This is a genomic window from Ideonella sp. (assembly GCF_041287625.1).
Classification (GTDB): Bacteria; Pseudomonadota; Gammaproteobacteria; order Burkholderiales; family Burkholderiaceae_C; genus Ideonella.
The window spans coordinates 23,006-42,269 of the sequence record NZ_JBGGNH010000070.1 but is presented as its reverse complement, the minus strand read 5'-3'; the positions used below and the strand labels follow the sequence as shown (position 1 = coordinate 42,269).

Here is a 19,264-nt window from a genome sequence, read left to right as displayed (position 1 = left end):
GCTAGTCCCAGCGCCAGGTCCAGATGGCATCAAGGGCGCTGTCTTCACCTGACTGCGCACGCAACGTGAACCGCTGCGCGATGCGGTAGATCAGCTGCCAGGTGCCGGCGGCGGCGTTGACGCCGCGTTCGTAGCCGACGTACCAGCGCCGCGTGAGTTGTTTGCCGACGGTGACGACGGTGGTCTGCACGTTGTTGGCGTCGGCGGCCTGGCGCAGGGAGAAGTCGCTCAGGCCGATGTTTTCGAGGATGTTGTCGGTCGGGCTGCCGCTGTTGCCCATCAGCAGTGCGAGCGCGGCGCGCTGCAGCATGGCGGTGTCGGCTTGGCCCAACCCTTCCGGAGCGCGGCCCATGACCAGCCAGCTGAGCTTGTCGGTGTCGCTCATCTCGGTGTCGCTGGCCAGGCGCACGCGCGGGTTCAGCGCGGTGCCGGTGATCAGCACGCCGACCTGCACATCGAGGTTCGGACGGATGGCGTAGATGTCCAGCCGCGGGTCGTCGACCGGGCCGTTGAACAGGATGCTGCCGCGTTCGATCGACAGCTTCTGGCCGTAGGCGGCGTAGTTGCCACCGGCGGTGCGCACGGTGCCCACCACCGCCAGCTTGCCGCGCGGGTTGGTGATTTTCAGCGCGCCTTGCAGCCCGGTGTCGATGCCCTTGCCGCGCAGCCGCAGTTTCTGGCCCAGGTCCAGCTGCAGCGCCAGCTGGGTGACACGCTGACTCTGGCCGTTGGCCTTGTCGTCCTGTGCGGCTTCCTCGGCTTCGGTCCTGGCCATCACCACGTCTTCGGGCAGCGTGGGGCCATCGCCGCGGCTGATGTCGATCAGGCCTTCGTCCAGCGTGACGTTGCCGTTCAGGCTCAGCGTGTCCTTGTCCAGCCCGAGCTGGGCCTGGCCGCTGGCGACGATGGTGCGGTCGATGCGGCCCAGTGCCTTGAACTTCTGGGCCTCAATGCTCACCTTCGCTGAAGGTTTGGCACCCAGTTCCGCGGTGCCGGTGGCGCTGATGCTGCCGTCACCGCCCTTGAAGGCCAACTGCTCCAGCCGGGCGCGTTGGCCCTCGAGCAGCAGCCTGGCCTGACCGTTGGTGAGCGACACGCCCAGCAGCGGGTTCTGCAGGCTCAGGCGCTGGCCGGTCAGTTCGCCGGCGATTTCCGGTGCGCCCAGCGTGCCGGCGATCTTGGCCGAGCTGGCCAGCTCGCCGCCCAGGCGCCACCCGGCCGGCATCCACGGTGCCCAGGCGCTGAGCTTGGTGACCTGCAGCGTCAGCGTGCCCTGCATCGGCGAGCCGGTGGCTGGCCACAGCTGGTCCGGTGCGGCCTGGATGGACAGCGCCGCGCCCAGCGCACCGAGGTACTGGCCGGCCAGCGCCTGGGTGAACTGCCAGCTGCCGTCGTGGGCCTTCAGGCTCAGCCGCAGGTCGGTCAAGCCCAGCGGCAACTGGCGCGCGGTGGACAGCAGCCCGTCCTCGTCCAACGCCAGATCGCCGCTCAGGCGCTCGACCACGGCTTCAGCCTCCAGCTTGCCGTCGTAGCGCAGCTGCAGCTGGCCGCCCAGCTTCAGGTCGCCAGCCCACACGGCATCCGGCTGCAGCCGCTGCAGCAGCGGGGCGACGCTGGTCTCCTTCAGCTTGGCCTGCAGCGCCAGCAGTGGAGGCCGGTCGGCCGCGGGCTGGCTGAAGCGGGCTTCGCTCCATTGCAGCGCGGTGCCCAGCAGCGAGAGCTCGCCGGGCAACAGCGCGGCCTGGCTGAGCCGGCCGTCCGGCTCCCAGTGCAGTTGCGCGCTGAGCTCGCGTGCGCCGAACCAGTCCTGGCTGTTGCTCTGCACGCCACGCAGCTGCAGCTGGCTCAGCTGGCCGGTCCAGTCGGCGCTGCCTTGCGGAGTGCGTGCGTAGTGGCCGGCCAGTTGCAACTGCAGCTTGGCGCCAGGCTTGTGGCCGGTGGCGGCCAGCTGCTGCAGCCAGTTGGGCGGCTGCACGGGGCTGTCCAGCGCCAACTGCAACTGGTGTTGCGCGAGGCCGCCGGCCAGCGAGGCCTTGAGCTGGTTCAGCTTGACCTGGCCGACGATGAGCTGGCTGCCGTCGAGCTGCAGGTCCAGCGGCCAGTCGCCGCCCACGTCGCCCTTGCCGTGCAGTTGCGCCTTGTCCAGCTTCAGCGCGCCGGCCTGCAGGGCGGACACCGTGCCATCGGCGCGCCATTGCCAGTGGTCCGGCTTGCCGGTGGTTTCCTGCAGGCCCAGTTGCAGGTCCAGCCCACCGGCGCTGGGCGCCCATGCACTGGCGGCGGCCTGCAGCCTGGCCAGTGGTGCCAGCGTGGCCAGGTGAGGTGCTTTCAGCGACAGGCTGCCGCGGCCGTCGCTGCCGGGGTCGTCATGCCAGCTGGCTTGAAGCTTCGCGTCGTCGGCCAGCAGCTCCGCGTCGGCCTGCTGTTGCTTGTCGTCGTTCTTCAGCTGCAGGCTGCCTTGCAGTGGCAGGCCGGCGAAGGTGCTGGGCGCGAGCTTCAGCGCCAGCTGGCCGCGCAGCGTGCGCCAGAGCACGCTGGGGTCTTGCGCCGCAGCCGGCAACGCGCTCTCCGGCAGGCTGGCCTCGCTGTCCAGGCTGGCATTGAGCTGCTGTGGCGCCTGCTGCCAGGTGCTGCCGGCAGCACCTGGCAACCACACGCGAAGGTCCAGCGCCTGCAACTGGCCGGCGAGCTGCCAGCGCAGACGGGCGTCCGCGCTGCGCTCGATGCGGCCCTTCAGCGAGGCGGACGCCGCATCGGCCTTCAGCTCCAGCGTGTTGATCAGTGCCTGGTGGGTGGAGAGCTGGGTGTCGAGCTGCAGCGAAACCGGGGGCGTCGGGTTGCCACGGCCTTGCCCCGGCGGGCCCTGGCGGCCTTGCAACTGGCCGGTCAGCTTGGCGAGCACCGACAGCACAGGATCGGCGGCTGGCAGCGGGCTTGGCGACGACGCGGCCGAGGCTGGTTCGGCAGCAGCGCCGGGCGCCGGCACCGGCGCGAGCGCGAGCTCGATCGGGCCGCTCAGCAGCAGCGCTGGCAAGCGCTTGTCCAGCGCGGCGGGCTGCCATTGCTGCAGTTTCAGCGCCAGCTCGGCGCGGGCGCTGCCGGCCTTGGCGTCGACCAGGTACCGGCCATCGCCGGTCCAGCGGCCGGCGCCGGCCTGGCTGCCGGGGCCGCTGGCCCATTCGATGTTCAGCTGCGTCAGCCGCAGCTCGCTCAGCGGTTGAGGCGTGCCGGTGGCGCTCAGGCTCAGTTCACGCACCGGCAGGCGTTGTTCGTCCCAGCGGCCGGGCTGGTCGTTGTGCAGGTTCAATTCGGCCTGGGCCGGCTGGCTCAGCCCGCTGCTGTGCAAGGTGGCGCTGCCGCGCAAGGCGGTGTGCGGCGCGTCGCTGAGCAGCGCTGCCAGGTCCAGTGCCTCGGTCTTCAGGTTCAGCTCGCCCAGCGGCCAGGGGGCAAACGGCTGCAGCCGGGTCTGCAGCTGCACGCTGGGGGCGGGCTTGCCAGCGGCCGGTTGGCCTTGCAGTTCGGCCTCGGCGGCCAGGTCGGCCAGCGGGCCGCGCGCCGTCAGCTTGGCCTGCCAGGCCGGGCTGGTGCCGGGTGGGCTGTGCAGCGCCAGCTGGGACTGCAGCGCCATCGTGCCTTCGGTCAGCAGGCTGGCGGCGCCGCTGAGCTGGAAACGGTCGGTGTCGAGCTGGCTGATGGCGATCTGGTGCTGGCTGCCGCCCTTGGCGCCCAGGTGCAGGTTGGCCTGCAGGTTGCGCATCAGGGGCAGGGAGTCGACCTGCAGGCCGGCCACGCGCAGTTCGTCCACCCGCAGCTGGATTGGCAGCCGCAGGTGCGGGGGGGGGGCGCTGGGCGTGGCCGGCGCGGGGCTGGCTTTCGAGTGCCACCGGGCGCTGCGGGCGCTGAGGTGATTCATCGCAATGCCGGCCCAGGCCTGCGGGTCCGGCCGCCAGGTCCAGCGCAGGCCGTCCAGCGAGACCTGCTCCATCACCAGCTCGCCGGCGCCCAGCGTCAGCGTGAGGCGATCGGCGGTGAGCGCATCACCGCCCAGCGCGCCGCGCCAGTTGTCCAGCTTCAGGCCGGGCACCTGGGTCAGCAGCCAGTGGGTGCCGGGCTCGCTGCGCCACAACCAGCCCACGCCGCCACCCACCAGCACGACCAGCGCCAGCAACAACGCGCCCAGCGACCAGGCCAGGCGCCGCAGCCAGCGCCGCTGCGCACGCGTGGGCGCAGCGGGCGCGGTGTCGTTTTCAGTGCTTGGTGAGTCGGACATGCAATGCAGGGGCTCAGAAGGCCACGCCAACGTTCAGGTGGATGCGGCCGCGGTGCAGTTCCTGGCCCCAGGCCCAGTCCAGGCTCAGCGGGCCGACGGGGCTGCGCCAGCGCACGCCCAGGCCATAGCCCAGCGCGGGTTTGAGCGCGGGCAACTGGTCGGCGGCGCGGCCTGCGTCGATGAACACCGCGCCCCAGACCGAGGGCAGCGAGGCGACGATGGGATGCGCGGCTTCGACGCTGGAGGTGAAGAGCAGGCGACCGCCAGTCACGCCGCCGTCTGCCGTGGCCGGGGCCAGGGTGCGCCAGGGGTAGCCGCGCACCGAATTGTCGCCACCGGCACGGAAGCGTTGCGAGTCCGGCACCTGCACGCCGGCCGGCGTGAAGACCTTGCCGAGTTCCAGCCTGGCCTGGGTGTACCAGCTGCCCACCGGCCAGTAGCCGGTGGCACGGCCGTAGGCGCGGGCGAACACGCCGCGCTTGCTGGCGCTGCCATCGGCCAGGCCGCCGCCGAACTCGGTGGCCAGCGTGTAGCCCTCGGTGGGCAGCAGCACGTTGTCGACCTCGCGCCAGGTGTTGTGGGTGTTGGCCGACAGGGCGGCCAGCTTGTCGCAGTCGATCAGCACGCCGCTGTCGCGCACGCATTCGACCGCGCGCTCTGCTTCGACATAGTTCAAGCGGTCGAACTTCGGCTTTTCCAGCGAGCGGCCCAGGCGCAGCCGTTGCGACAGCACCATGTCGTCGTCGGTCCACAGGCGCTCGACCGAAGCGCCCACCAGGTCGCGGCTGAAGCGTTCGTCCGGATGGGTCGAGACTTCGCCGTCGTAGGCCTGCCGGTTGCGGCCCCATTCGAGCTTGTTGCGTGAGGTGAGGGCAAAGCCGAACACGCGGCGGTGGGTGTATTCCAGCGTGGTGCGCGGCCCGCTGGTGGCGCTGACGCCCAAGGCGGTGACGGCCGACTGCAGCGGCGTTTCCTTCAGGTGCACCTGCACGGTGGCGTGGTCGGCCTGCGCCGGATCCGGGTCCATGGTCACGGTGACCTGGTCGAACAGCCCTGCCTTGCTCAGCCGTTCCTGGAATTCCTGCAGCCGGTTTTCGGTCAAGGTGGCGCCGCGCGGGAAGCCCGCCATGCCACGCACCTGCTCGGGCTGGTGGTGGACCAGGCCGCTGATCTCGAAGTCGCCGGCGCGGTAAAGCGGGCCGCTGTCGGCCACGACGAACAGGCGCACGCGGTGCTCGCCTTCGTCGACTTCCGCCGCCGTGCCGCTCCAGCTGGCCGCGGCATAGCCGGCGGCACGCAGCTGGGCCAGCGTGCTGTTCTTGGCATCGGTCCAGGCGTCTGCGCTGAATTCGGCATCGGTCGCCAGCGCCCAGTCGCGCTTGAGCGCGTCGCGCACCTGTTGCGCCTCGGCTGCCCCGGCCGTGCCGGCTTCGGCCTGCTCTGCCAGCGGGCCTTGCACTTCCAGCGTCACCCGGCCGACCCGCGCGCGCGGGCCGGTGTCCACGTTGAGGGTGATCCTGGGGGGTTGGCCCGCGGCTTCCGGCTCGCGCGTGACGACGGCATTGGCCGAGAAGTAGCCCTCGGTCCTGGCCAGGTCCTCGGCCTGCGCCGGCAGTGCGGCGATCAGGCGCGACCATTCGATGTTGCTGATCTGCTGCGCCGTGGGCAGTGCGGCGGCGCGTTGCAGGTCCAGGTAGTTTTCCAGCAGTTGCTTGAGCGGCTCCGGTGCCTTCACCGTCAACTTCGGCACCAGGCCGGTGAGCTGGCTGGCCTGTTCGGCATCGCCTTCGGTTGCGCTGGCCGCAGCGGGCGCCGCGCCGGAACTGGCAGACGAGGCGGGCGGGGCCACCGCCTGGGCCGGGTTGGCACCGGCCGCCTGGGCGGACTCGTCGGCATTGGCCGCAGCCCGCGCCGCGACCTGGCCAGAAGCCGCTGCTGCGGCGCTGGGCGCGGCGGTCACCGTGACCGGTTTGGCCGTGGCTGGGGAGACCGGCAGCGCGCCGGGGGGCGCGGCAGAAGCGGCGGCGGCCGAAGCCTGCGCGGCCGAATCCATCGAGCGCAGGTCGGCGCAGCCAGTCGCCAGCCACACGCCCGTGGCCAGCGCCGACAGCAGGACAGCGTGACGCAGCCGCTTCATTTGCTGAGCAGCCGCATCGCTCCTTCCAGCCCCGCCAGCGTGAGCGGGAACATGCGCTGCTGCATGAGCTGTTGCACGATGCCGATGCTTTGCCGGTACTGCCAGACGCCTTGCGGCTCCGGGTTGATCCAGGCGTATTTGGGGAAGGCATGGGTGAGCCTTTGCAACCATTCGGCGCCGGGCTCCTCGTTGTTGTATTCGACGCTGCCGCCGGGCTGCAGGATCTCGTACGGGCTCATCGTCGCGTCGCCGACGAAGATCAGCCGCCAGTCCTTGTTGTACTTGCGGATCAGCTCCCAGGTCGGGGTCTTCTCGCTGTAGCGGCGGCGGTTGTTCTTCCACATGAAGTCGTAGACGCAGTTGTGGAAGTAATGGAACTCCAGGTGCTTGAACTCGCTCTTGGCGGCCGAGAACAGTTCCTCGACGCGGTGGATGTGCTCGTCCATCGTGCCGCCGACGTCCATCATCAGCAGCACCTTCACCTTGTTGTGCCGTTCGGGCACCATCTTGATGTCCAGGAAGCCGGCGTTGGCCGCGGTGGCGTGGATGGTGTCGTCCAGCGCCAGTTCCAGCTCCGAGCCTTCGCGGGCGAAACGGCGCAGCCGGCGCAGCGCCACCTTGATGTTGCGCGTGCCCAGCTCGCGGCTGTCGTCATAGTCCTGGAAGGCGCGCTGGTCCCACACTTTCACGGCGCTCTTGTTGCGGCCCGGGCCGCCAATGCGCACGCCCTGCGGGTTGTAGCCGCCATGGCCAAACGGGCTGGTGCCGCCGGTGCCGATCCACTTGTTGCCGCCCTCGTGGCGCTCCTTCTGCTCTTCGAGCCGCTTTTTGAGCGTCTCCATCAGCTCGTCCCAGTCCATCTTCGCGATGGCGGCCTTCTGTTCAGGCGTGAGTTCCTTTTCCAGCAGCTTCTGCAGCCACTCGGCAGGAATCTCCTTGCCGAAGTCGGTCAGCATCTGCACGCCGTTGAAGTAGGCGCCGAAGGCCCGGTCGAACTTGTCGAAATGGGTTTCGTCCTTGACCAGCGTGGTGCGCGCAAGGAAGTAGAAGTCGTCGACCGACGGCCCGATCACACCCAGTTGCAAGGCTTCCAGCAGCGTCAGGTACTCCTTGACCGAAACCGGCAGCTTGGCGGCGCGCAGCGTGTAGAAGAAGTTGATCAGCATGGCGGCGAGGAGGAGGGCGGGCGCGATGGGTAACCCGGTGATTGTGCCGAAGGCCAAGAATAACGCGCCCACCCGGTGAGTGACACCAGCGGCGGCGCGGGCGCTGCTTGTCGCCGCATCCGGAGCCGCGGGCCGCCCGCTCAGCCCTTGCCGCGCTTGGCCTTGCCTTTTTGCTGCGTCACGTCGTGGCGGTGCAGCCAGGCGAAGAATTCCTGGTACCAGAGCTGGCTGTTGCGCGGCTTCAGCACCCAGTGGCTTTCGTCCGGGAACCACAGCAGCCGGCTGTCGATGCCGCGGGCCTTCAGCGTGTTGTAGTAGGCCAGGCCCTGCTGGTCCGGCACGCGGTAGTCCAGTGCGCCGTGGATGACCAGCGTCGGCGTGCTGAAGTTCGCGGCGTAGAGGTGCGGGCTTTGCGCGCCGACCTTGGCTGGGTCTTCCCAGTACCAGGCGCCCAGTTCCTTGGCATGCCAGCTCCAGGCGTCGTCGGCGAACATGGCCGTCCAGTCGAAGCAGCCGGCGTGGCAGACATAGGCAGCGTAGCGGCCGGGTTTCACATGGCCGTTCATCCAGGCCACCATGTAGCCGCCGTAGCTGCCGCCGGACGCGAACACCCGCGCCGGGTCGCACCAGCGCTGGCTCAGCAGCCAGTCGGTGCCGGCCTCGATGTCCTGCAGCTCCAGTTCGCCCCAGCGGTGGGTGATGCTGTCCAGGAACGCATGGCCGAAGCCGGACGAGCCGTGGTAATTGACGCTGGCCACCACGTAGCCTTGCGCCGCAAACAGCTTGCTGCTCCAGCGGTAGTGCCAGTTGTCCCCCGGGCCGGTGTGTGGCCCGCCGTGGATGCTGTGCAGCACCGGGTATTTCTTCTTCGGGTCGAAGCCCGGCGGGAAGTGCAGCCACATCTGCACCTTGTCACCTTCGGCGCCGGTGAACCAGACCTCCTCGTGGTGGCCCAGCGTGTAGCGGGCCAGCAGGTCATCATTGAAGCTTTCGATGCGCCGTGGCGCTTCGCCCGGTGCATGTGCGCACAGCTGCGCCGGGTGCTGGGCCGTGTCGGCCAGGCTCACGAGCGTGCCGGCAGCCTTGTCGAAGCCGGTCACCGTGCCGCCTTGCGCGACGACTTCGGCGCGGCGGTCCGGCAGGTCGAAGCGCCAGAGGTGCGTGCGGCCCTGCTGCTCGGCGGTGAACAGCACTGCCTGGTTATCGTCTTCCCACAGCAGCGGCGCGTTCACCGCGTGGTCCCACTGGGCGCTGATCACTTCCCAGCTGCCGAACTCGTCCTCGAAGACCGCCAGTTGCGCCGGCATCGTGTGCTTGCGGCCCTGGTGCGAGGCGAGGAAGGCGATGCGGTCGCCTGTGGGGCTGTAACGCGGTGCGGCGGTGTCCCAGTCTGCGTCGCGCACCAGCTCGCGGAAGGTGCGCCGGCGCAGGTCCAGCTCGACCATCGCGAAGCGACCGTCGACCTTCTTCTCTGGCGCCGGGTCGTAGGCGAAGACGATGCGCTTGCCGTCGGGCGAGATGTCGAAGCAGGTCGCATCCGGCTCGAAGCGCGGCAGCTCGTAAGGCGTGCCTTCGAACAGGTCGGTCACCTTGCCGCTGGCCAGGTCCAGCGTCAGCAAATGCGGCACGCGGCCTTGCGGCAGGTTCTGGTCCCAGAAGCGGTAGGCCGATTCGCTGGTCACGTAGCCAGTCGCCTTGCGGTCCTTGAAGGTCTTGTGCTGCCTGGCCTGGGCCTTCATGCCCTTCAGCTCGGGCCAGAGCCAGGAGATGAAGGCGATGCGCTTGCCGTCCGGGAACCACTTGAAGGCTTCGACGCCGGTGGCCACTTCGCCGATGCGGCGGGCCTCGCCGCCATCGGTGGCAATGACATAGAACTGCGGTGTCTCGTCCTTCTTGCCTTCCTGCTCGCGGCGGGCGATGAAGCCCACGGCGTGGTCATGCGGCGAGAAGCGCGGCTGGCCGTCCTTGTCGCCGCAGTGGGTCAGCGCCCGTGGCCGGCCGCCCAGCGTGGACAGCAGCCACAGCGTGGTGCTGGCCTTGTTCTCTTCCATGTCGTAGCGGCTCACCGTCGCCACGGCTTGCGCGCCGTCGGGCGACAGGCTGGGGTTGCCCAGCCTTTCCAGCTGCCACAGTGCGTCGATGGTGAAGGTCTTGTCGGAACGGGCCAATCGCATCTCCAGTTGGTTCGGCGGGATCGCCGCCGGAAGCCTTCAACGATAGCGCGGCTCTGCCGCCCGCGGCGGCTCAGCGATTCTGACGTTGCATGAAGACCAGCTTCTCGAACAGGCTCACGTCCTGCTCGTTCTTCAGCAGTGCGCCGACCAGCGGCGGCAGCGAAACCTTCTCGTCCTTGCTCTGCAGCACTTCGGCCGGAATGTCCTCGGCCACCAGCAGCTTGAGCCAGTCGATCAGCTCGGAAGTGGAAGGCTTCTTCTTCAGGCCGGGCAGGTTGCGCACGTCGTAGAAGCCTTTCAGCGCCGCGGCCAGCAGTTCCTTCTTCAGGCCGGGGAAGTGCACGTCGACGATCTTCTGCATCGTCTCGGCTTCGGGGAACTTGATGTAGTGGAAGAAGCAGCGGCGCAGGAAGGCGTCCGGCAGCTCCTTTTCATTGTTCGAGGTGATGAAGACCAGCGGCCGGTGCTTCGCGCGGATGGTCTGGCGCGTCTCGTAGCAATGGAACTCCATGCGGTCGATCTCGCGCAGCAGGTCGTTCGGGAATTCGATGTCGGCCTTGTCGATCTCGTCGATCAAGAGCGCCACCGGCGTCTCCGATTCAAACGCCTGCCACAGCACGCCCTTGACGATGTAGTTCGCGATGTTCTTGACCTTCTCCGAATTTTCGACGTCCGCCAGCTGGCTGTCGCGCAGGCGGCTCACCGCGTCGTATTCGTACAGGCCCTGGTGCGCCTTGGTGGTGCTCTTGATGTGCCACTCCAGCAGCGGCAGGCCCAGCGCCTTGGAGGCTTCTTCGGCCAGCATCGTCTTGCCGGTGCCTGGCTCGCCCTTGACCAGCAGCGGGCGCTTCAGTGTCATTGCCGCATTGACCGCCAGCATCAGGTCGGCGGTGGCCACGTAGTTGTCGGAACCTTGGAATTTCATGGCGTGTGGCCGGGGCGAGCCCGGGTTTTGGCGGCTTGGAAATGCGGTGTTGCCAGGGGTTTGGCAGGGGGCGGATCAGTATAAGGTCGTGCCTATAATCGTTGACAAATCGCAAGCCGACGCGGGCAGGCAGGCAGTTTCTGCCATGCCGTGTACCGTACCGGCCCTCCTCGAAACCGTTCGCCAAGACGAATCATTCCGCGATGAAAACCAAGGCAAGCCTTTTGCTGCTGGCGCTGACCAGCTTCTTCTTTTCAGCGGCCCAGGCCCAGGAGGTCAGGGGCGATGCCAAGGCCGGCGAAAAGAAGAATGCGATGTGCATCGGGTGCCACGGCATCGTCGGCTACCAGGCCAGCTTCCCGCAGGTCTACCACGTGCCGATGATCTCCGGCCAGAGCGCCAAATACATCGCCTCGGCGCTGGACAGCTACCGCAAGGGCGATCGCAAGCACCCGACCATGCGGGCCATTGCCGGCTCGCTGAGCGACCAGGACATTGCCGACCTCGCGGCCTATTACGCGGACCACGGCCACGCCGGTGCCGCCGCGCCGCCGCCGGCCGAACTGCCGGCCGCGCTGAAAGACAAGCTGGCCGTCTGCGTGGCCTGCCACGGTGCCAACTTCAGCACCACCCCCGACCCGGCCAACCCACGCCTGGCCGGCCAGCATGCCGACTACCTGACGCTGACGTTGAAGTCCTACCAGGCCGACGCCGGCCACCTGGTGGGCCGCAGCAACCCGACCATGAACGCCATGGCCAAGACACTCAGCGAAGCCGAACTCCGCCAGGTCGCCGATTTCCTGTCCTCGCTGCCCGGCGAGTTGAAGACCGTGCCGCAATCACACTTCCGCTGAACGACGCAGGATTGCGAACACGCAAGCCGGGCCTGCCCGGAAAAAGAGCCGCCACCCGTGATGGGTTGGCGGCTCTTTGCATTCCGGGGCTGGGCTGACCGGGGCTGCCCTGCGCCGCCCGCATGGGGGGCGGCTCAAGACCTGGGCGCGTTGGGTCGATAACGGTCTGTTGCCCAGCCATATGGGCAGGACCACATTGGCCGGACATGCTGAAAAAAATATCGGTTTCGCAGGTCAGACTGGGCATGCACATCCATGCGCTGGAGGGGGCGTGGATTGACCATCCCTTCTGGAAGACGAAGTTCGTCATCCGCGACCACAACGATCTGGCCAAGCTGCATTCGAGCGGCCTGCCGGGTGTGTGGATAGACCCGGAAAAAGGCCTGGACCTGGCCGATGCGACCGGGCACCTGCCGGGCCTGCGGGCGCCGGCCCGTGCCGTCGAGGCACCGGCCGCCGCGCCGGTGGTGCAGCCCGCTGCGCCCGCCTCGAGAATGCCGCCCGAGCCGGACCGCGACCTGAAATCCGAGCTCACCCAGGCCGCCGCGCTCTACAAGGAAGGCCGTGCGCGCGTCGTCTCGATGTTTTCCGAAGCCCGGATGGGCAAGGCAGTGGATGCCGAGCAATGCCTGCCGCTGGTCAACGACATTGCCGACTCGGTGTTCCGCAACCCCGGTGCGCTGGTCAGCCTGGCGCGGCTCAAGACCCAGGACGACTACACCTACATGCACTCGGTGGCCGTCTGCGCACTGATGGTGTCGCTGGGCCGCGAACTCGGCCTGGACGAGGCTGGCTGCCGGGACGCCGGCCTGGCCGGCCTGCTGCACGACCTGGGCAAGGCTGCGATGCCGCTGGACGTGCTGAACAAGCCCGGCAAGCTGACCGACGAAGAATTCACCGTGATGAAGTCGCACCCCGACCGAGGCCACGAAATGCTGCTGGAGGCCAAGGGCGCGAGCGCCGGCGCGCTGGACGTCTGCCTGCACCACCATGAGCGAATGGACGGCAGCGGCTACCCGCACAAGCTGCCAGGCGAGCAGATCAGCCTGCTGGCGCGCATGGGTTCGGTCTGCGACGTCTATGACGCCATCACTTCGAACCGGCCCTACAAGGCCGGCTGGGACCCGGCCGAGTCCATCGCCAAGATGGCCTCGTGGCAGGGCCATTTCGACCCGAAGATATTCCAGGCCTTCGTCAAGAGCCTGGGCATCTATCCGGTGGGCTCGCTGGTCAAGCTGCAGAGCGGCAAGCTGGCGGTGGTGGTGGACCAGAACCCCAAGGCCCTGGTGACCCCGATGGTCAAGGTCTTCTTCTCGACCAAGTCCCAGATGCCGCTGAACCCGCAACTGCTGGACCTGACCCGCTCGATCGACAAGATCGTCGGCCGCGAAAACCCGGCGACCTGGGGGTTCAAGCAGCTGGATGAGCTGTGGGCCGGCGACAAGTTGCCGAAACGTTGACACCCGGTTCGCCGAGTACGGCAAACCACCCGCCGAGCGGGTTGCGTGGCCGCCTTGGGACGGCCCGGCGCCGGCCACGCCTGCCCGCTCGAAGGTGTTGAAGACTCATCGCGTCGCGCGCCGCCGCACCGCGTCCAGGTACGCATGCCCGTCCGGCGGCAGGCCGCTGCGTTGCGAGGCCCAGAGCATTTCGCCCAGACAGTCCATCACCTCGTGCTGCGCGTCGTGCAGCGAGTTGCGCTTGGCGGCCAGCAGTTCGACGGCCTGGCGGATGCCGCGCGGCTGGTCGATCGAGACCTGTTCGCTGATGCTCAGGTGCATGGACAGGTGCAGGAACGGGTTGGTGCGGCCCTCGTCCACGTCGTAGACCGCCGCCAGCGCCGCTTCCACGTCCGCCAGCTCGGCGTGGTACTCGGGATGCTCGGTGATCCAGCCGGCGGCCAGCGTCTCGAGGGGCGAGAGCAGTTCCCCATTGCGCTGCTTGGCCAGGGTTTGGCAGAAGAAATTGCGAACGTCGTGCTGGGATGGCTGGAACATCCGAGAATTGTCGCTTCTTCGCCTTTTCACCGCCGAGCACCGCATGAATGTCACCACGGAACAGCTGTTCACCGAAGCCCGCACCGCCAACGCCTACCTGCCCACGCCGATGCCCGAAGCCACGCTGCGCGAGCTCTATGAGCTGACCAAGTGGGGCCCGACGGCATCCAACAGCTCGCCCATGCGGCTGATCTTCGTCACGTCCGATGAAGCCAAAGCGAAGCTGGTGCCCTGCATGGCGCCCGGCGGCAACCAGGCCAAGGTCGGCCAGGCGCCGGTCACCGCCATCGTCGGCATGGACATGGCCTTCTACGAGCACCTGCCCAGGCTCTACCCGCAGGTCGACTTCCGCAAGATGTTCATCGACAACCCGGCCCGGGTGCCGGACGCCGCGCTGCGCAACAGCAGCCTGCAAGGCGCCTACCTGATGCTCGCCGCCCGCGCGCTGGGGCTGGACTGCGGCCCGATGGGCGGCTTCAATGCGGCCGCGGTGGATGCCGCCTTCTGGTCCGGCACCGCGGTGCGCACCAACTTCATCTGCACGCTGGGCAAGGCCGACCCGGCTGGTGTGCGCCCGCGCAATCCGCGCCTGAGCTTCGAGGAAGCCTGCCAAGTCCTGTGACCGAGCTGTTCGCGCACGGTTGGTCGTTCTATGCCATCGCCATCCCGGCGGTGGTGCTGATGGGCCTGTCCAAAAGCGGCTTTGGCGCAGGCTTCGGCGCGCTGGCGGTGCCGCTGATGGCGTTGGTGGTGCCGGTGCCGCAGGCCGCGGCCATCATGCTGCCGCTGCTGGCGGTGATGGACGCGATGGGCCTGGCCGCGCTGGTGCGCGAGTGCGACCGCGGGCTGATCAAGCTGCTGCTGCCGGCCGGGTTGCTGGGCACGGTGATCGGCACGGTGCTGTTCGGCGTGCTGTCAGCTCACACGGTGGCCGGCGTTGTCGGCGCCATCACGCTGCTGTTCCTGGCGATCCGCCTGGTCTTCCCGCCAAAGGCCGACGCGCCGCCACCGCCGCGCTGGCTCGGTTTTTTGCTCGGTGCGGTCAGCGGCTTCACCAGCTTCGTGGCCCACGCTGGCGGCCCGCCGGTCAGCTTCTACGTGCTGCCGCTGCGGCTCTCGCCAATCCGGTTCACTGCCACCATGGCGGTTTTCTTCGCCGCGGTGAACCTGTCGAAGTGGATTCCCTACGCCTTCCTCGGCCTGATCGACACGCGCAACCTGTGGACCTCGCTGACGCTGGCGCCGTTTGCGCCGCTGGGCGTGTGGCTGGGCCTGCATGTGGTGCGGCGCATCAACCAGGTCTGGTTCTACCGGCTGTTCAACATCGGCATGGCGCTGACCGGCAGCAAGCTACTGTGGGACGCCGTCCGCTGAAGGCGATGACGCCGCCGGCTCGGCGCTGACGGGCGCCGGTGCCGGCAAGGCCAGCGCCACGATCTGGATGCGCAGCGTCACCGCCATGCCCATCCCCAGGTCCTTGCCGATGTCGATGCCGAATTCGTCCCGCTTCAGTTGGCCCAGCGCGCTGGCGCTACAGGCCTCGCGCTGCAGCACGGCGTCTGGCCGGCACTGGAAGGACTGGATCGCGAGCGACAGCGGCTGCGTCACGCCATGCATCTGCAGCTCGCCTTCGACGGCGGTCGGTGCACCGTCCACGAAATTCGCCAGCCGGCCCTGGTAGCTGACGAGCGGGAAGCGTGCGGTGTCGAAGGCCGTCGGCCCGCGCGCCACCTCGTTCAACAGGCCCCAGCCGAAGTCCAGGCTGTTGGCCTCGATGCGCACCGTGACCTGGCCCTCACCGGCCTCGCGGTCCAGCAGGACTTCGCCGGCGCTGCGCGTCAGCCTGCCTTCCATCGTGGACACGCCGGCATCGACCTCGAAGCTGGCCACGGTGCGCGCCGCGTCCAGCGCGAAGCGGACTGGCGCCGCATGGCCGCTGGTGGCGATCAGCGCCAGCGCGGCAATGCCGGCGCGCCAGCTCACGGTGCCTGGATCGCTTCGATCTGGATGCGCAGCGTCACGTCCATCTTGAAGCCGTAGTCCTTGCCTGCCGTCATGCCGAACTCGTCCCGCTGGATCACGGCCAGCGCATCGGCGCCACACACCTCGCGCTTGAACATCGGGTGCGGCATGCACTTGAAGCTGTTGAGCGCCAGGTTCACCGGCCTGGCCACGCCATGCAGGCGCAACTCGCCTTCGACGGCGGTGGGCGCGCCATTGACGAATTTCACCAGCTTGCCCACGTAGGTGATGCTGGGGTATTTGGCGGTGTCGAACAGCATGTCGCCGCGCGCCGCTTGGTTCATCGCGTCCAGCCCGAAGTCCAGGCTGTCGGCGTCCATGCGCACCGTCACCGTGCCGGTGCCGGCTTCCTTGTCCAGCGTGATCTCGCCGGCGCTGCTGTTGAGCTTGCCGCGCCAGACCGACAAGCCGTTCAGGTGATCGGCTTCGAAGCTGGGATAGGTGTGGGCGGGGTCGATCTCGTAGCGGACCGGCGCGGCCTGCGCTGTGGCGGCCGTGGCCGCGAGGGCGGCCAGGAAGAGGCGGTGGTGGCGTTGCATGGTCCGCATGCTGCCACAGCAATTCGGCCCCTCAGAGCCGGATCTGCCCTTCGATGCAGTCCGCCACGTCGCCACCGATCCAGAGGCTGTCGCCGTCCTGGTGCACATGGATGCGCCCGGCGCGGCCCATCGCGCTGCCTTGCGCGGCGACGTATTGCGCCGGCGCTTCACCGCGTTCCATCAGCCACCCCGCCAGGCTGGCGTTCAGGCTGCCGGTGACCGGGTCCTCTTCGATGCCGTCCGGCGCGATGAAGGCGCGCACTTCAAACTGCGTGTCGGCGCCTGCCGGTTGTGGCGCAACCAGGCCCACCCAGGCGAGCGACTTCAGCTTGGCGTTGTCCGGCCGCAGCGCCAGCAGGCGCTCGGCGCTGCGCAGCTGCAGCGCGAGCCATTGCGGGCCGTTGTCCAGCCACTGGCTGGCGACCAGTTCGTCCGCAGCGAGGCCGATGGCGTCCAGCACGGCGGCCAGCAGCGCGGGTGCCACTTCCCGGCGCTCGCACGGTGGCGCGGCGAACGCCAGGCGCGTGCCGTCACGGCGGATGCGCACCAGGCCTTTGGTGCATTGCTGCACCACTTCGCCGGCTTGGCCAGGCTGGCCGCCAGCCGCCAGCCACGCATGGCAGCTGCCCAGGGTGGGGTGGCCGGCGAACGGCAGCTCCAGCGTGGGCGTGAAGATGCGCACGCGATAGTCCGCCCCGGGCTCGGTGGGCTTCAGCAGGAAGGTCGTTTCGCTGAGGTTGGTCCAGCGGGCGAAGGCGGCCATCTGCGTGTCGCTGAGACCGTCCGCGTCATGCACCACGGCCAGCGGATTGCCCCGCAGCGGTGTGTCGGTGAAGACGTCGAGCTGGCTGAACTTGCGCGACGCAGTTCCGCTCACGGCGTGGCCTCAGCCAAGTCTTCCTGCAGGTGCTTCTTCAGCACGCTGCCCAAAGTCGCCACCGCATAGCGGATCTCGTCGGGCGTCAGCGTCACGAAGGACAGCCGCATCGTGCGGATGTCCGGCGCATGGGCATAGAAGGGCTCGCCCGGCACGAAGGCCACGCCGGCGGCGACGGCCTTGGGCAGCTGCGCCATCGCGTTGCAACCGGCGGGCAGGCGCAGCCAGAAGAACATGCCGCCTTGCGGCGCGGCCCATTCGGTGCCGGCCGGCATGTGCTCGGTCAGGGCCTGGGCCATGGTGTCGCGCTGGGTCTTGTAGCGGGCGCGGATGGTCGGGATGTGCTGATCCAGGAAGCCGTTGCGGATGACCTCGTAAACCATGCGCTGGTTGAAGCTTGGCGTGTGCAGGTCGGCCGCCTGCTTGGCCTGCAGCAGCTTGGGTGTGAGCGCGGCCGGTGCCACCACGTAGCCGAGGCGCAGGCCGGGCGCCAGCACCTTGGAGAACGAGCCCATGTAGACCGTGCCTTCGGGCCAGCGCGCGGCCAGCGGCGCGGCGGGCGCCTGGTCGAACCACAGGTCACCATACGGGTTGTCTTCGACCAGCGGCACGCGGGCGGCCTGGGCGGCGGCGACGACGGCCTGGCGACGTGCCTCGCCCATCACCCGGCCGGTGGGGTTCTGGAAGTTCGGCAGCACGTACAGGAAGCGGGTACCGGGCGCGTCGTGCGGCAGCGCGCTGATGGCGTCCGGCAGCGGGCCCTGGTCGTCGCTGGCCACACTGGTGAACAGCGGCTCGAAGGGCGCAAAGGCCTGCAGCGCGCCGAGGTAGGTGGGGGTTTCGACGGCGACCGGCGCGCCAGCGTCCACCAGCACCTTGGCGATCAGGTCCAGCGCCTGCTGCGAGCCGGTGGTGATCAGCACCCGGTCCGCGCTGACCTGCTGGCCTTGCGCATTCAGCGTCGCGGCCACCCATTCGCGCAGCGGGCCGTAGCCTTCGCTGGCGGCGTATTGCAGCGCCTCGCGCGGGCTGTCGGCCAGCACCTTGGCGCTGGCCTCGCGCATCGCCTCGATCGGGAAGGTGTCCGGCGATGGCAGGCCACCGGCCATGGACAGCACGCCCGGCTGCTCGGTGACCTTCAGGATCTCGCGGATGATGGACGGGTTCATGCGCCCGGCGCGGTGCGCGAGGGTCCAGGGGCTTGCGTTTTTGTCGGTCATGGCGTGTCCTTGTGTTGGTCTCGTGCGATGAATTTGGTGAATCGTTGCAGCGCCCAGCTGCGCAGTCCCGTGGGGTGGCTTGATCCGCGCATCCGGTTTGTTCAGCCTGCGCCGGCTTGCCGGGCGGCCGCCGGCATGCGCTTGCCGACGACCACCACGGCCAGCACCGCCAGCGCAAAGCCCAGCGTGTGCGGGCTCAAAGCCTCGCCCAGCACCGGCACCGCCAGCAGCAGTGCGAGGAAGGGCTGCAGCAACTGCACCTGGCTCACGCGCAGCGTGCCGCCCATGGCCAGCGCCCGGTACCAGGCGAAAAATCCGACCCACATCGAAAACACCGTGACATAGGCAAAGCCGCCCCAGGCCGCAGTCGACACTGCGTGCTGCGGCCAGCTCAGGGCCGCGACCGGCAATGTCACTGGCAAGCTCAGCACCAGCACCCAGCTGATGACCTGCTCGGCCTGCCAGCCGGCGCTGAGCCGCGCACCCGAAACGTAGGCCACCGAGGCGCTGAGCACCGCCAGCAGCAGCCAGCCGTCGGCCAGCACCAGTTGCCCATGGCCTTCCCACGCGGCGAACGCCAGCACCAGCGCGCAGCCGGCACTGGCGCAGAGCCAGAAGCCCAGCGGCGCGCGCTGGCGCAGCATCAGCGCTGCCATCGCGGCGGTGGCCAGCGGCAGGATGCCGGTGACGACCGCAGCGTGCATCGAAGGCACCTGGCGCAGCGCCAAGCCGAGGAACAGCGGGAAGCCAACCACGCTGCCCAGCGCGGTGACCAGCAGGTCGCGCAGGTGGCGCTGCTGCGGCAAGGCGGCGCGTGTGAGCAGCAGGTAGACGGCGGCTAGCAGCCCGGCGCCGGCGGCACGGCCGGCGGTGACGAACAACGGCGGCAGTTGCGGCGCGTCGGCCGGGCCGACGGCCAGGCGCGTCATCGGCAGCGTCATCGCGAACATCAGCACGCCCAGCGCGCCCAGCCACAGGCTGCGGTGCAGCGTGGCGGCGCTGGGTGCGGAGGAGGAAAAGCTGGCGGAAGCGGAACTGCCCATGCAGCCAGTGTAGGGCGACGCACCGGTACAGTTCCAGTAC

The 19,264-nt window shown here is 68.8% G+C and carries 15 protein-coding genes; 4 read left to right on the top strand and 11 right to left on the bottom strand.

Annotated features, from left to right (window positions below):
- Window position 1: 1 nt before the first annotated feature.
- From ACAH41_RS26065 to ACAH41_RS26045, 5 genes are all read right to left on the bottom strand, one after another.
- Window positions 2–4,270 (bottom strand): translocation/assembly module TamB domain-containing protein, encoded by a 4,269-nt coding sequence (locus ACAH41_RS26065; protein ID WP_370538632.1) that lies wholly within the window; start codon window positions 4,268–4,270, stop codon window positions 2–4.
- A gap of 13 nt (window positions 4,271–4,283) precedes the next feature.
- Complete coding sequence (locus ACAH41_RS26060; RefSeq protein WP_370538631.1) at window positions 4,284–6,407, bottom strand: autotransporter assembly complex family protein; 2,124 nt, start codon at window positions 6,405–6,407, stop codon at window positions 4,284–4,286.
- A complete protein-coding gene (locus ACAH41_RS26055; RefSeq protein ID WP_370538630.1) occupies window positions 6,404–7,573 on the bottom strand; it encodes a VWA domain-containing protein in 1,170 nt (389 codons plus the stop codon). The genes ACAH41_RS26060 and ACAH41_RS26055 overlap by 4 nt, the downstream gene beginning before the upstream one ends.
- Before the next feature lie 140 nt (window positions 7,574–7,713).
- A complete protein-coding gene (locus ACAH41_RS26050) occupies window positions 7,714–9,741 on the bottom strand; it encodes a prolyl oligopeptidase family serine peptidase (protein WP_370538629.1) in 2,028 nt (675 codons plus the stop codon).
- A gap of 76 nt (window positions 9,742–9,817) precedes the next feature.
- Entirely contained in the window at window positions 9,818–10,672 is an 855-nt protein-coding gene (locus ACAH41_RS26045; protein WP_370538628.1) for an AAA family ATPase, read from the bottom strand.
- Window positions 10,673–10,875: 203 nt separating this feature from the next.
- Between ACAH41_RS26045 and ACAH41_RS26040 the strand changes: the two genes are divergently transcribed.
- Window positions 10,876–11,526, top strand: a complete 651-nt coding sequence (locus ACAH41_RS26040) for a cytochrome c (protein WP_370538627.1) — start codon at window positions 10,876–10,878, stop codon at window positions 11,524–11,526.
- 206 nt (window positions 11,527–11,732) lie between these two features.
- Window positions 11,733–12,986 carry an HD-GYP domain-containing protein gene (locus ACAH41_RS26035; RefSeq protein WP_370538626.1) on the top strand — a complete coding sequence of 418 codons (1,254 nt, stop codon included), beginning with the start codon at window positions 11,733–11,735 and terminating at the stop codon, window positions 12,984–12,986.
- 105 nt (window positions 12,987–13,091) lie between these two features.
- On the opposite strand, the gene ACAH41_RS26030 is transcribed toward ACAH41_RS26035, so the two are convergent.
- Complete coding sequence (locus ACAH41_RS26030; protein WP_370538625.1) at window positions 13,092–13,523, bottom strand: DUF1841 family protein; 432 nt, start codon at window positions 13,521–13,523, stop codon at window positions 13,092–13,094.
- 43 nt (window positions 13,524–13,566) lie between these two features.
- Between ACAH41_RS26030 and ACAH41_RS26025 the strand changes: the two genes are divergently transcribed.
- Together ACAH41_RS26025 and ACAH41_RS26020 are read left to right on the top strand one after the other, a co-directional pair.
- Complete coding sequence (locus ACAH41_RS26025; RefSeq protein ID WP_370538624.1) at window positions 13,567–14,145, top strand: malonic semialdehyde reductase; 579 nt, start codon at window positions 13,567–13,569, stop codon at window positions 14,143–14,145.
- Complete coding sequence (locus tag ACAH41_RS26020) at window positions 14,142–14,897, top strand: sulfite exporter TauE/SafE family protein (protein ID WP_370538623.1); 756 nt, start codon at window positions 14,142–14,144, stop codon at window positions 14,895–14,897. The genes ACAH41_RS26025 and ACAH41_RS26020 overlap by 4 nt, the downstream gene beginning before the upstream one ends.
- Here ACAH41_RS26020 and ACAH41_RS26015 read toward each other — a convergent pair.
- The 5 genes from ACAH41_RS26015 to ACAH41_RS25995 all read right to left on the bottom strand — a co-directional run bounded on the left by ACAH41_RS26015 (window position 14,874) and on the right by ACAH41_RS25995 (window position 19,224).
- Entirely contained in the window at window positions 14,874–15,506 is a 633-nt protein-coding gene (locus ACAH41_RS26015; protein ID WP_370538622.1) for a YceI family protein, read from the bottom strand. The two genes, ACAH41_RS26020 and ACAH41_RS26015, sit on opposite strands and share 24 nt — an antisense overlap.
- Entirely contained in the window at window positions 15,503–16,084 is a 582-nt protein-coding gene (locus ACAH41_RS26010; protein ID WP_370538621.1) for a YceI family protein, read from the bottom strand. Before ACAH41_RS26010 ends, ACAH41_RS26015 begins: the two co-directional genes overlap by 4 nt.
- 31 nt (window positions 16,085–16,115) lie before the next feature.
- Window positions 16,116–16,961: a PhzF family phenazine biosynthesis protein gene (locus ACAH41_RS26005; RefSeq protein WP_370538620.1), complete on the bottom strand. Its 846-nt coding sequence runs from the start codon at window positions 16,959–16,961 to the stop codon at window positions 16,116–16,118.
- Window positions 16,958–18,181: a PLP-dependent aminotransferase family protein gene (locus ACAH41_RS26000; protein ID WP_370538619.1), complete on the bottom strand. Its 1,224-nt coding sequence runs from the start codon at window positions 18,179–18,181 to the stop codon at window positions 16,958–16,960. The genes ACAH41_RS26005 and ACAH41_RS26000 overlap by 4 nt, the downstream gene beginning before the upstream one ends.
- A 101-nt stretch (window positions 18,182–18,282) precedes the next feature.
- Complete coding sequence (locus ACAH41_RS25995) at window positions 18,283–19,224, bottom strand: DMT family transporter (protein ID WP_370538618.1); 942 nt, start codon at window positions 19,222–19,224, stop codon at window positions 18,283–18,285.
- Between the last annotated feature and the right edge of the window lie 40 nt (window positions 19,225–19,264).